Consider the following 12,960-nt stretch of genomic DNA (forward strand, 5'->3'; position numbering starts at 1 on the left):
TTAAGAGCCGACAAACAAGGACGTTTACAACTGAAAATATCCTTGCTGTTTCTCCTGCGGTTCAGAAAAAAGTTGTTTGGAGAGTTTCTTAGGAGCAGGGGATCACTTACTTGTAAAGTTGATTTTGGCGGGCTAGCTCATTGCAAAAAAACGTACTTTGCATTACCATAAAGACATAATTAGGATTATCTTCTAAAGAAATTAGAAATTACTAAAATAAAAAAGAAGACCTGACTACTGGAACAGTCGAGTCCAGTGTACAAAGTGGCCCATCAAAGGGCTGACTCAAAAGTTTGGTTTTAAAAATAGACCTTTCCCTTAGAGTTCTGGGTGCTAGTATTCTAAGTTACAATAATAATGCCAATGTAAAGGGCGCTAAAATTAGAGTTTTAAGAAACCCTTTTAACTGCGGAAAGATACCGTTATTGGGAAATAAAGGGAGATGTTTTATGAAGCTGTTAAAAATATCTCTAGTTATAATCTCTTTGGTAGGTATTTCAATTAGTATCTATACATTATTTTTTGATTCATCTCATTCTACTGGACATATTACATTTCCCTTGATGGGGTTACTGTTGGTAATATTAATAGCTATGATTATAAAGAATAAGAAAATGCAGTAAGTAGTAAAATTAAAAGCCTGTAAGGGCTCTTTTTTTGTTTTATTTTAGAGTCTTGAATTGGTTCGGCGGTCTGTGAACGGTAAGCGGACCGAAGGGAGCATTAAGGAGTTGATAGACTCACACACCCGCTCTTGGCACTGAACAAACAACCGTTTAGAGGCTCGAGGGAAGGTCTATTTATCTTTCTTTGACAACACGGCAATCAACATGCCGAAAGCAATCATTAATGAGATTGTTTCAAATGTTGCCATGGTATCCCCCTTTCCAAGGGTAGGGGATGAGCCAGCTTTCTTTGAGTGAGCCAAGACTTTGTACATTGAATATTTTTTACCCATCATTTAATTTGGTCACAAAATCGGTCACGTTTTAGTAATTCTATTATGTATATCTCCGAAATCAAATTACAGTTAGAGACAATTTATTACGAGAAAGATTAGTTTTCGAATAAGAACATAGGTTCGTGAGTATTCTCAATCTATGGGCGGCATGATGTAATTAAACGGATAAACCCCTTGATCTACCAAGGGTTTGACCGTTGATTTCATCTGAAATGCTCAAAAAAATAACATTTCTTTATGAAATCCCGATATTGAGGATGTTTCCGAAAGTCTTCTGGACTTTTTGTGAAGCATCTTCTTTCATTTTTGCCGTAACATGTGTGTAAATTTTCATTGTGGTTTTCATATCATCGTGTCCCACTTTTTTCATGATGGTTGCTAAATCAACACCGGCTTCAGTCAACATACTAATGTGTGTGTGTCTAAAAATATGGGTTGTTACATGCTTCTTAATAGATGTTTTTTCAAGTATTCTTTCCATACGTACAACTATGTTTTTTTGTAAGAATGGATAGCCATTTTTTCTTGCAAAAACAAAATTTCCATCGTAATATTCTTCTTTGATACATGATCGCTTTCTTTTCTTTTGTTTCACTTGAAATCTTTTTAGCATTTCTATGACTTGTTTTTCGACTTCAATTTTACGAATTGAACCAGCAGTTTTAGGAGGAGTCAATTCATATTCTTTCATATTGTTACTTTCTGAATAGATGGTTTTGGTTATCCGAATTTCTTTTGTTTGAAAATTTATATCTGACCATTTGAGGGCACATAACTCACCTGAACGCATGCCGAAAAATGCAAGTAATATTGGTAATTCAACTATTGGATTTCGATCATTTCTTTCGGCAGGAAGGAAAGGATTAAATTTACCCTTGTTGGAAAACATAGGATCAATCAAGAAATTTTGACCGCCGTATTTTACAGTTAATGTAGGATTTCGTATTTGCTGAATACTCATTTCTTGCTCTTGTTAATTGAGAAGCATTTTGCTCTTCTAATGGTTGGGTCTCCTGAGGGCTTCCGCAAGTAGCTAATAAGGCACTCATCAGAAGCGCTGTCATTGTAAACATAAATGTCTTTTTAAATTTCTTCATATTAATAAAACTTCATTTCATAAATTTAATAACTATTTTTCATTTAAATACACAACATAATGAAACGAATTGTCTCTTCTTCTATGTTCTGCATCGGCTGAATAATAAAACCACCAGCAGCTTGAATCGTAAAGTTCGGATTTACTTGTACACCTACAGCAACAGTGAGGGGACTTGATCTGAATGCAGCAGGCGAGAGGTAAAATCCTCACTGTTTTCACCCGATGCAAGGGGAACCTAGCAAAACAGCCATGCATGTGCATGGAAAATGAAACATAATCTCTCACTTTTCCCTAGCATTTGCATCAACCAGGATGGTCCCAATTAATCCGCCGCCATTCAATTTTTCTCTTTTTTGCATAGAGCCAAGTATAACTCCTGCTGTCATAGAACGTCCTAGAACCACAGAAACAACTGGTAGCATATCGTGTCGGCGTCTTACTTCTTCTATTGTTTTTGATGTAATTGCAGCATATGCGCACACTTTGTTTATTGTGAGCAATGGCTTTTACTAAATAGTCTTTCATCTTGATTTCTTTCTATAATAATGTTAATCTTTTGTTTTTAATTTACGAACTTTTTCAGGTGTTACATCATTTAAATGAGGATCCACTATCTTCATTCCTGAAAAAGTTTGGAGAACTTGTCCTCGGATGGCACTTAAATAATCTTCACGAAGCCTTTGTTGCTCGACTTTTTCTGCATATGTTAACCCTTCTTCACGCTGCTTTTTCGCTAATATATTAATTCGTTGTAACAAGTCCAACACGTTTTTTTCACCGTCCTAATTGATTTTAAATTTATTCAATAATTTGAGTATGGAAGCAACGTTTCATATGGTTTAACATTGTTTTTCCCAGGTCAGTAAATGTTGCTACCCCTCGTTTATGAATGGCTGTTTTGAATCCTTCTGCGTCTGCTCCTGCAACTGTTAAAAAGTCACAAATATCAGTCGTTACCCCAACAGTATGGACCTTTCCTACTCCTAAACTTTTTAAAGTTTCAGCCAAATCCGTTTTGAAAAATGCATTATAGTTCGTTTTAGGTTTATAAAATACATTTTCATGATTCTTATTATCTTGAAACCAATCATATAAATCTCCGTACAATTGTTGCCCGTCTGTACCTACAATATTGTGAGGTGGCCACAATTCAAAATGTGGGTCATTTTGTTGGTGTGCATCCATTGATACGACAACTACATTTCCCTCAGCTAAAAAACTTGTTGCCAAATCCTTAATATAAGGCACTATGTCTTGTGCTGGCTTACGAACCGTTAATGTTCCATTATCAGATACAAAATCATTACTCATATCAACAATTAATAAAGCTTCTTTTGCCATTTTAAATCGACTCCCAAAATTAATTATTTTGAAACTACCTTCAGAGCCATTAAATCTACTTTATCTAAACATAAAATATATTTTCCTCTTATAAGGGTACAGTTTTTCGATTGTGTTTTTTTACTTTTTCTATATTTTTCATTTTGTTGTTCCAGCAGACCTGACTTAAACTCACAGGATAATCAGCTGGATTTAAAGTACGTTTATACTCTTCCCATAAAAGGTCTAATTGTTGTTGGGCAAAGGATTGAATCTCTTGGACTCTTGGGCATTCATACACAAGTGTGCCATGGTTGAAAATAACTTTGTGTAAGTCCTTGACCGTAAAATTAGTGACAAATTTTCCAATATACGTGTGTACAGGATGAAACATGTGAAGTTTTCTTCGTATAATTGTTGATAATGCGGTATACCCTCTTTAATCCTGGTGTGGTTACTTTTTCCGGGCTTGCCGAGATTTTAATCGTATCGGCCATCTTTCCGTTGTCATCTTCAATGGAGACCAATTTGTACACGGCACCTAATGCCGGTTGATCAAAGGCGGTTATGGCTTTAGTACCGATTCCATATGCATCAATTTTGGCTCCTTGCGCGTTTAAGTTCATAATGGTAAATTCGTTGAGATCGTTATAAGCATATATTTTTGTATCAACAAATCCTGCTTGATCTAATAACTTTCTTGCTTCTTTGGAAAGGTAAGCCAAATCCCCACTATCTAGACGAATACCTGCAAAATTTATGGCGTATTGGCTACTTTGATTGCCGTAGGAACACCTGATTTTAGCGTGTCATAGGTATCCACTAAGAAGACACAATTTTTGTGCTATTTTGCATATTTATGGAAAGTGGTGTATTCATCACCATAAGCTTGAACAAAGGAATGGGCATGTGTTCCGGAGACAGGAAGCCCGAATAGTTTTTCCGCCCGAACATTGTTTGTGCTAGAGAAACCTCCAATATAGGCAGCTCTTGTACCCCATAATGCAGCATCAAATTCGTGGGCACGCCTTGTACCGAATTCTAAGATGGGTTGGTCACCCGCGACTTGTTTGATTCTAGAAGCTTTGGTTGCAATGAGTGTTTGATAGTTTACGATATTTAATAAGGTCGTCTCAATGAGTTGTGCTTCGATACGAAGAATTGGTTCGTTGCCAAATACAACTTCCCCTTCTTTCATAGCATGAACTGTTCCTGTAAAACGTAAAGTTTGCAAAAAGTCAATATAGTCTTCTTTATAGCCAAATTCTTTTAAATAATCTAAATCGCTTTGAGAAAAATGAAACGTTTGCAGATATTCAATGATTCGTTCCAATCCAGCAAATATTGCATACCCGTTCCTAAAGGGTAGTTTTAATACAGCTTTTTTAGTATGAATGTTGTCTTCCAAATAGGCTTCTGCCATATTGATTTGGTACAAATCCGTGTGTAGAGCGAAGCTATCATCCCTAAACTTGTTCATAACACTTTTCCTCCTAAGCCAACAAAATTCATTTGGACTTGTTCACGATAAGTAGATAATCACGAATTAGTTTCACTACTTTTACGTAAGAGATCTTTTGCAAAGGCCACAAGTCGATGCGCTTCTTCAGTCCGAAGAAAATTCACATCTAAAGCATCAGGACCCAGACGGAAGCGATCCAGTGCATCAGCATCCTTGAAAATCTGATATAGCAGCACGACCCGTTCACTTAAACTAGATGACTTTTTAATCTCTGACAAACCAAGCGAATCATCTTGATCATGATAATAGGTGATGTAGTAGATCCCTGCGTCATAAGGTAAATCGTGCTCACGGCAATAATCTTTGTAATACTCTGCCGCACGACTACCATGTCCTTTATCAATCCCAATAGATTTATCAGCAATGACATCTGGAATGTAAAGCTCTCTCCCTTTATTAAAGGTAATATAGGTAGCATTTTCTTCCGAGTTAGTTAAATTCATAAACGGGGCTTTAATCAATTGATTTCTTGCACCTACGCCTAATTCCAGTAGGACTAATTTCTTACCATTAGCATTCTCGATAAAATTTCTATAAGCCTGAAAGCTGGCTTGCCATGCCTGGCCCTTTAGAAAATTCTGATCGACTTCGACATGAACTTGCATGGTGCCACCACATTCTGGGCATTTAGGAATAAGGTTTGAAGGAACTTTTCCATTTTCTTGGTTTTGGGCCATTTTGCTCAATATTTCGTCGCCTTGGTAAATTTGATTATGGCAACCATTAGAACATTGCAAATACCGACTATTGCCCTATCTCTATGTAACATATGCATGCATAAGTAAAAAACCACGCTGATTGTATTAGCGTGGTTGTTGATAGAGTTCAAAGATAACTGGAAACAGAATTATGGGAAATAATCCTCCGACAAATGATACCCTTGAGAAACTTTAACCAGCAACAAACATTCCAATAATGTCTCCTCCAAAGTACCATCAAAGCTGATTATAATTTATTAATCTGTGTATATGCACTGCAAGATAGGCTAATTCCTCTTTCGGAATGGCTTTTCCGTTAACTTGTTCGATATAGTCCTTAATTTTAAAAGCACCAGACATTGCCTCTGGATATAAGTTAGCTAAATGCTCGAAAAGCAGATTATCTTTTTCATCTAACATTTTATCTGAATAAAAACGTTCTACGAAAAATTTCACATGAGTTATAAAACGGGTATAATGAATGTTTTCATTATCCGTGTTGATATTGAAAGTATATCGTACCAAATTAACAATACTTCCAATCATTTTAGCATATCTCATGGCATCTTTAGATGATTCAGCTTGTTGCCCCTGAGCATTAATTAAATGGAAAGCGATATTTGCTGCTTCTTCAATTGGTAAATTAATTTTAAGTTTTTCGTTCATTAAGTTTAATGCGAACTCACCTATTTTAAATTCTTCAGAATAATAATTTTTGATTTCCCAATAAACCCGATTGGTGATATTTATGGTTTTATTATATCTTTCTACGGCAAAATTCAAATGGTCCATTAACATAAAATAGATACTTGTATTAAGCTTCGTATTAAGTTTTTCCTCCGCATAAGTTACGATTTGCTGGGTGAGTTCTGCAAATACTGGAGGAATAGCATCCAGTAATCCTAGAAACTCTTTAGCTTTTATATTTTCAATAGGTATAAACATTTGATCAACTTGGTGTTCTTTAATGATATTACCCGTCTTTTGACCATAACCAATCCCTTTACCAATAAGAATGAACTCTTTTTTTTGTTCATCCTCTACTAATACAACGCTAGAATTTAGCACTTTTTTGATTTTACGCAACGTAATCACCTTTCTTCCTACGTAAAAATTTTTCAATATATTTGTTTGTTACTTTATATTTAGGAAAAATAAGAAATCACTCATCCAGCTTTATGAATTAAATAATAATAACGAAAGGTACATAAAAATTAAAAAAATAAGAAGTGAAAATAAAATAGAAACAAATAATATAGAATGATTAGACGGAATAAACAGTCCCTCCTGAATTTCCTTTCTTTTCCTTGTGTATTGGATAGTTGACAAGACACAAGTTATAAAACCAATAATACAAGCAAAAATTCCTAGAAATATCGCTAGAGTATTTATAGCAGAATCAGTACTGATTCTAATTGTAAAATGTAAAGAAGTTGTTAAAAAACCAACGCCCGTTATTGATATAGCGGTTCGAATCCATGCTAAATAAGTTCTTTCATTTGCCAAATGCTGCTGTGCAAATTTTACACTTTTTTCTGCTTGGTCATTGCTTATTTTTAAAGCGTTCATAAGCAAGTAATACCTCCTTTTTTAAGGCGACTTTCAAAAAATAAAGTTTTCTTTTTATAAAGGAAAAAATGTAGCCACTAACCAAGTAAAAAAACCCGAACTAGTAGCTACATAGCCAATCATATTATTCTAGGTCTTCCCCATTGGTTTCAATGACTTTTTTATACCAATAAAAAGAATCTTTTTTAATTCGTTTAAAGGTTCCTTTTCCATTATCATCTACATCTACAAAGATAAAACCGTATCTTTTTTTCATTTCACCTGTACTAGCAGCAATTAAATCAATCGGTCCCCACATTGTATAGCCCATAACAGGAATTCCGTCAATAACAATTGCTTTCTTTATCTCTTTAATATGCTCTCGTAAATATTCAATACGATAATGGTCATGGATACTTCCGTCATCTTCTACCTTATCAACTGCTCCTAATCCGTTTTCTACGATCATTAAAGGAATCTGATAGCGGTCATATAAAAGATTTAATGCATAACGTAGTCCCATGGAGTCAATGGTCCATCCCCAGTCAGTAGTTGGAAGATAAGGGTTTTGGTAGCCTGTCTTCACACCATTTAACCCTTCAAAATTTAAATTAGTTTTCTTTCCAATCACGTGAGTTGCATAATAACTAAATGATAAGAAATCTACTTTTCCTCTTAGCAATTCATCTAAATCACCGTCTTGAATAGGTAGGACGATTTCTCTTCGTTCAAATTCTTTTAGTTTATATGCTGGATAGTAACCACGACATTGAACATCACAATAAAACAGCATTTTGTGCATAAAATCAGTAACTGTCTGCATATCTTCCGGGTCAGGACTATTTGGGTATGCAACGTGTCCAGCATACATCATTCCTACCTTATTGTTTGGATCAATTTCATGAGCCAGGAGTACAGCTTTAGCACTAGCCAAAAATTGATGGTAGGCAGCAGTCATCCTCGTCTGTTCATCATTTGACTGGATTCCACCAGCCATCCAAGGCTTTGTAGACATGACGTTAATCTCATTAAAAGTTAGCCAATATTTTACTTTGCCTTTATATCGGTTATACAGAGTTTGACAGTAACGGATATAGAAATCAACAACTTTTCTATTTTCCCATGAGCCATACTTCAGTAAACCTAATGGTGTCTCAAAATGCGAAATGGTTACTAAAGGCTCAATCCCATATTGGTGGCACTTATCAAAAACCTCATCATAAAATCTTAATCCTTCTTCATTTGGTACGTCCTCATCCCCGTTTGGAAAAATCCGTGACCAGTTGATTGATAACCGATAACATTTAAAACCCATTTCAGCAAACAATGCGATATCTTCCTGAAAGCGATGGTAATGATCAATCGCATTGTGACTAGGATAGTATTTCCCTTCTACCACACCATCTGTAATTTCTCTAGGAACACCATGTTCACCTGTTGTCATTACATCTGCTGTACTTAGTCCTTTACCTCCACTGAGATAAGCACCTTCAACTTGATTTGCAGCAGTTGCACCACCCCATAAAAAGTCCTCCGGAAATCTTTTTGTCATCTCTCTAATCTCCTCCAATTTAATTTCTTATCGAGCTGTTATGAGCAATAACGCATCATCCATACCAACATTATCTAAATTAGTTACTTCTACTGTGTATTGATCATGATTGGTAACTACGACTACCGTCGTTGGGTCAAATCCTTCTTCAACAATCTTATCTAAATCATATTTAATTAGTAAATCTCCGGCCTTTACCTCATCTCCAACCTTCACTAGAGATTCAAAATGCTTGCCGCCTAGTTTGACTGTATTTATGCCAATATGGAATAATATTTCTGCTCCATTCGCTGTTTCCAAACCTAATGCATGATTAGTATTAAAGACCATTTTAATTTTTCCATCAACCGGTGCATATAATTCCCCTTTAGCAGGAATGACTGCAAAACCATCACCCATTACCTTACTAGAAAATACCTCATCTTTCACTTCTGTTAGAGGGATTGCTTTACCGTTTACAGGTTGTTGAATCGCAACAGCACCGTTCACTTGTTTTGTTTCATATTCATCATTTCCCGGTTCTACACTTGACTGCTTCCAGAAAAAGAAAGTAAGAACAAATGATGTAACAAACGAGATTACTAGTCCAATAAGAGCGTAAATAACATTCATTCCGTTATTTGGATCAATGAACATAGAGATACTTGCAATACCTGGTGTTACTAAAGTGAAACCAGCTAATCCAAAGAAACCGACAAAAAGACCACCAATTAAACTAGAAGCAATAACAGTTCCTAACACTCTTTTATTTTGCAAGGTAATACCATATAAAGCTGGTTCGGTAATCCCAAAAAATGCGGAAATTCCACCTGAAAGAGCTACTGATTTCTGTTCTGAATTCTTTGTACGAAGTGCTACTGCTAGTGAAGCACCACTTTCAGACATATTGTGAGCTAATAATGCAGGTAACATTAAAGCTTCCTTACCTAAACTAGCTAACGAAGAAACTGCATAAGGTGTTGTTGCTTTATGCATTCCGATTGCTACCATAAATGGTAATGATGTTGCTAGTAAGCCTACTGCAATCCAACCTACGTTATTGAATAAGAATAAAATAAGATTAGTAAACCATACTCCTAAAGTAAAGCCAATTGGTCCTAGTACTAGCAATGTAATCGGTACAGTGAAAAGAAATGACATCATTGGTATAAAGAATACTCTAATTGCTTTTGGTGAGTACTTAGTGAAAAACTTTTCCATAAATGAATAAAATATAACACCTAAAATTGAAGGAAACATTTGTGACGAATAATTTACATTAGTTATATCGAATGACAAGAAAGTTGCACCTTCAGCCATTAAAGTGATCATATTCGGGAATAACAGAATACTCATCGCAGAGGCTGCAACAATCGTATTTACTTTCAATTTCATTGCAGCTGTTATAGCTACTAAGATAGGAAGGAAATAATAAACAGAATCACTAATATACCGTAGAACTAAATAAACATGACCTTCTGGACTCATCAATTTTAAAGCAGTTAATAAAAATAGGATTGACTTTAAAATACCTGCACCCGCCATTGCTGGAATTAGTGGTTGGAATACGCTTACAATAAAATCCAATACAGTAGCACCGATTTTACGTTTATCTTTTGGTTTATTATTAGTTGAACTGCTTGAACCGAAATTACCCATTTGATTTAACTGATCATATGCTTCAACTACATCACTACCTATAATAACTTGAGTTTGTCCGCCTGATACTACAACCTTCAGTACGCCCTCAGTTCCTTCTAATTTCTCAATTTGTACTTTTTTATCATCTTGTATTGTAAAACGTAATCTTGTTGCACAATGTCCTAAGTGAACCACATTCTTATTACCGCCAACATATTTTAAAATGTCAGTTGCTAGCTTTTTGTAATCCATTTTAGATTCTCCTTTATATGATTTAATGCGCTTACATTTCGGCCGAAAATATAAGCAACAAAAAAGACAGGACCCCTAAAAAACAATATAATATATTGCCTTTTATGGATCCTGCCTGCATGACCAGTAACATGTCCGGTTATAATTATTTACTTGTTAACCTGATTATATTACCTAAAATAATAAATTACAAGAAAAAATTAATAAAAATCCTAAGGATATATTTGCTAATTCTAACTCCGTTAATATATTAAAGCTATTGAATAATAATTTTACAAAGCTCCAAATAAATTTATTTTTTAATTTAAGCCTTTATTTGTCGAATGATGTCATGAACATCTACAAAAGATCTTTGCTCAATAATTTTTCCTTCAGAAATACGTAAAAGTATCATAAGAGAAAATCTAGCTTCTTTTCCAGTTGTAGGGACACCGGCAAATGAAATACCAGTATGTTTTCCTTCAAAGATAAAATAAGCGGCTACAAGATCTCCTTCAGCTACCATTTCTACAATCGGCATTTTAAATCCTGGGAACGCATCAAAGTTTTTCTTTTCTGATTCTATAAGACCTTCTACACCTGGAAACGGGGTATCAATTTGTGGATAAAATACATAGTCTTCATGGCAGAAATCTTTAAGTGCATCATAGTTCTCTTCTTCTATCGTTTCAAAAAAACGGCGAACTAATTCTTTATTCGCTTCAACTGACATAATAATCTCTCCTTACGATTGTCCGTTTTCACCTAAAATGTGTACGATTCACCGTCATCCGGTACTAACACATTAGACATTCCTTTTTCATTGATAAAACTCTTTAATTCTTCTCTGGACAATCCCCAATGGTTTACTGCTTCCATATGAACTGCAATGATTTTGGAGTTAGGAGTAGCCTTAACCAACTCATACACATCTTCTTTTCCCATGATCAGAGAACCACCCACAAGGAATTGATTATCTCCTGCATTGACCACAATGATTTCCGGTTTGTGTGTATCAATGATTTCTTGGACTGCTTCATACCATACTGTATCACCAGTAAGATATAATGTTTTCTCAGTTGTATGTTTGAAGACCACACCACACACTTGACCAGCATGCTCTAAGATTTCTCCCCTGCCGTGCTCGCCTTTTGTTTTAATCAATTGGATATCTTCAAAAACGGTATCCTCTTGTAAAACCTCTACATTTTTGAAACCAGCGTTTTGAATTTCTGTCGCATCTGCATCATTTTGGGCAAATATTTTTATTTCTTTTGGCAATGCTTCTTTAGCAGCATCATCCCAGTGGTCAGGATGCAAATGAGTGACAATGACAGCATCAATATTAGATATAATATTGTCAATGGATGTCGGTAAGCTTACCAAAGGATTATTTTGGTCTTCCCTTGGTGCAGGGGGTAAACCAACACCAGTTCCAAAAGGTGGCATAGTCCCTTTTTCCGCTAACATTGGATCAATCAAAAACTTTCTGCTTGCAAATTCTACAATCGCTGTTGCATTACGAATGTGATGTATATTCATAATCATTAACTCCTATTCTTTTGTTTGATTTGAAGCACTCTTTTAGTTTAAACTATGAACAACTAACAAATACATGGACTAAAAAAAGTCTTTCGGCAGTTTCACTTTATTAATGAAAGGATTATTAAAATGTTAGATAACACGGATATGGATATCCTTGATGAACTATCCAAGAACAGTCGTATCACGATGAAAGAATTAGGTGAGAAAGTCCATTTGACTGGACCAGCTACTTCAGCCAGAGTTGCGAAATTAGAGGATAGTGGAGTTATTAAGGGATATACCATTAAAGTAAATCAAGTCAAGTTGGGATTTTATATACATGCTTTTCTAACTATCATTACACAAAGCACTAACCATCAACCATATTTATCATTCATCAAAACTCAAGAACAATACCTTGTACGTAACTATAAAATCAGTGGAGATGGTTGTTATCTCCTTGAATGTAAATTTCCATCCAATGAATTGATGAATAAATTTTTGGAAGGGTTAAACGAGTATGCAAATTATAAATTATCGATTGTTATTGATAATTTATAAATTAATAAAACAGTGAGTTTGTGAAGAAATTTACTTAAACAAACAGGTGCGTTAGTTAAAAAAGGAAACGGGCTTGCGTAATTGCTTGCCCGTTTTTTGCGTTAACTAACATCATAAGCCATGTTAATAAGGCGTTTAGCCTTTTCAATATCTTCACCGTTAGAAATCGTTACCTCAGTAGAATATAAATATCTTTGTGAAAAAGGTATTGAAGATATTCCAGACTTAACTAAACATATAAAATCAGTTTTTAAATTTCAAAATTAAAATTGATATCAGGGGAACAGCGAGCCAGGCGAAAACACCGCAGGAGTCTCGCAGTTC

The 12,960-nt window shown here is 35.1% G+C and carries 12 protein-coding genes and 2 pseudogenes; 1 reads left to right on the forward strand and 13 read right to left on the reverse strand.

From position 1 onward, the window contains the following. Window positions 1-796 precede the first annotated feature (796 nt). The 13 genes and pseudogenes from HOO54_RS24885 to HOO54_RS05465 form a co-directional block, all read right to left on the reverse strand. On the reverse strand, window positions 797-961 hold the full coding sequence (locus HOO54_RS24885; protein WP_309244861.1) for a putative holin-like toxin: 165 nt from the start codon (window positions 959-961) through the stop codon (window positions 797-799). A 235-nt stretch (window positions 962-1,196) separates the two neighbouring features. Next, window positions 1,197-1,769 (reverse strand): annotated as a pseudogene (locus HOO54_RS05410) (site-specific integrase); the annotation flags it as partial. A 572-nt stretch (window positions 1,770-2,341) separates the two neighbouring features. Beyond that, a complete protein-coding gene (locus HOO54_RS05415; RefSeq protein WP_309244898.1) occupies window positions 2,342-2,542 on the reverse strand; it encodes an Hsp33 family molecular chaperone HslO in 201 nt (66 codons plus the stop codon). A gap of 66 nt (window positions 2,543-2,608) precedes the next feature. Continuing rightward, a complete protein-coding gene (locus HOO54_RS05420; RefSeq protein ID WP_172293176.1) occupies window positions 2,609-2,827 on the reverse strand; it encodes a DUF896 domain-containing protein in 219 nt (72 codons plus the stop codon). A 31-nt stretch (window positions 2,828-2,858) separates the two neighbouring features. Continuing rightward, entirely contained in the window at window positions 2,859-3,401 is a 543-nt protein-coding gene (locus HOO54_RS05425) for a cysteine hydrolase family protein (RefSeq protein ID WP_172293179.1), read from the reverse strand. A gap of 88 nt (window positions 3,402-3,489) precedes the next feature. Then, window positions 3,490-4,860 (reverse strand): annotated as a pseudogene (locus tag HOO54_RS05430) (nicotinate phosphoribosyltransferase). Window positions 4,861-4,919: 59 nt separating this feature from the next. Next, entirely contained in the window at window positions 4,920-5,588 is a 669-nt protein-coding gene (locus HOO54_RS05435) for a hypothetical protein (RefSeq protein WP_172293181.1), read from the reverse strand. A 249-nt stretch (window positions 5,589-5,837) separates the two neighbouring features. Further along, window positions 5,838-6,686 (reverse strand): PRD domain-containing protein, encoded by an 849-nt coding sequence (locus HOO54_RS05440; protein ID WP_172293184.1) that lies wholly within the window; start codon window positions 6,684-6,686, stop codon window positions 5,838-5,840. Between the two features lie 90 nt (window positions 6,687-6,776). Then, window positions 6,777-7,169, reverse strand: a complete 393-nt coding sequence (locus HOO54_RS05445; RefSeq protein ID WP_172293187.1) for a YidH family protein — start codon at window positions 7,167-7,169, stop codon at window positions 6,777-6,779. A gap of 124 nt (window positions 7,170-7,293) precedes the next feature. After that, window positions 7,294-8,700, reverse strand: coding sequence for a glycoside hydrolase family 1 protein (locus HOO54_RS05450; RefSeq protein ID WP_172293190.1), 1,407 nt, complete (start codon window positions 8,698-8,700; stop codon window positions 7,294-7,296). A 27-nt stretch (window positions 8,701-8,727) separates the two neighbouring features. Further along, window positions 8,728-10,572 carry a beta-glucoside-specific PTS transporter subunit IIABC gene (locus HOO54_RS05455; RefSeq protein ID WP_172293192.1) on the reverse strand — a complete coding sequence of 615 codons (1,845 nt, stop codon included), beginning with the start codon at window positions 10,570-10,572 and terminating at the stop codon, window positions 8,728-8,730. Window positions 10,573-10,876: 304 nt separating this feature from the next. Beyond that, window positions 10,877-11,284 carry an ester cyclase gene (locus tag HOO54_RS05460; RefSeq protein ID WP_172293194.1) on the reverse strand — a complete coding sequence of 136 codons (408 nt, stop codon included), beginning with the start codon at window positions 11,282-11,284 and terminating at the stop codon, window positions 10,877-10,879. Window positions 11,285-11,316: 32 nt separating this feature from the next. Next, window positions 11,317-12,093: an MBL fold metallo-hydrolase gene (locus tag HOO54_RS05465; RefSeq protein ID WP_172293196.1), complete on the reverse strand. Its 777-nt coding sequence runs from the start codon at window positions 12,091-12,093 to the stop codon at window positions 11,317-11,319. 129 nt (window positions 12,094-12,222) lie between these two features. On the opposite strand from HOO54_RS05465, the gene HOO54_RS05470 reads away from it, so the two are divergent. Next, window positions 12,223-12,636 carry an Lrp/AsnC family transcriptional regulator gene (locus HOO54_RS05470; protein WP_172293198.1) on the forward strand — a complete coding sequence of 138 codons (414 nt, stop codon included), beginning with the start codon at window positions 12,223-12,225 and terminating at the stop codon, window positions 12,634-12,636. Window positions 12,637-12,960 lie beyond the last annotated feature (324 nt).

The sequence above is a fragment of the Bacillus sp. WMMC1349 genome, from assembly GCF_013155385.1.
Lineage (GTDB): Bacteria > Bacillota > Bacilli > Bacillales > Bacillaceae > Bacillus.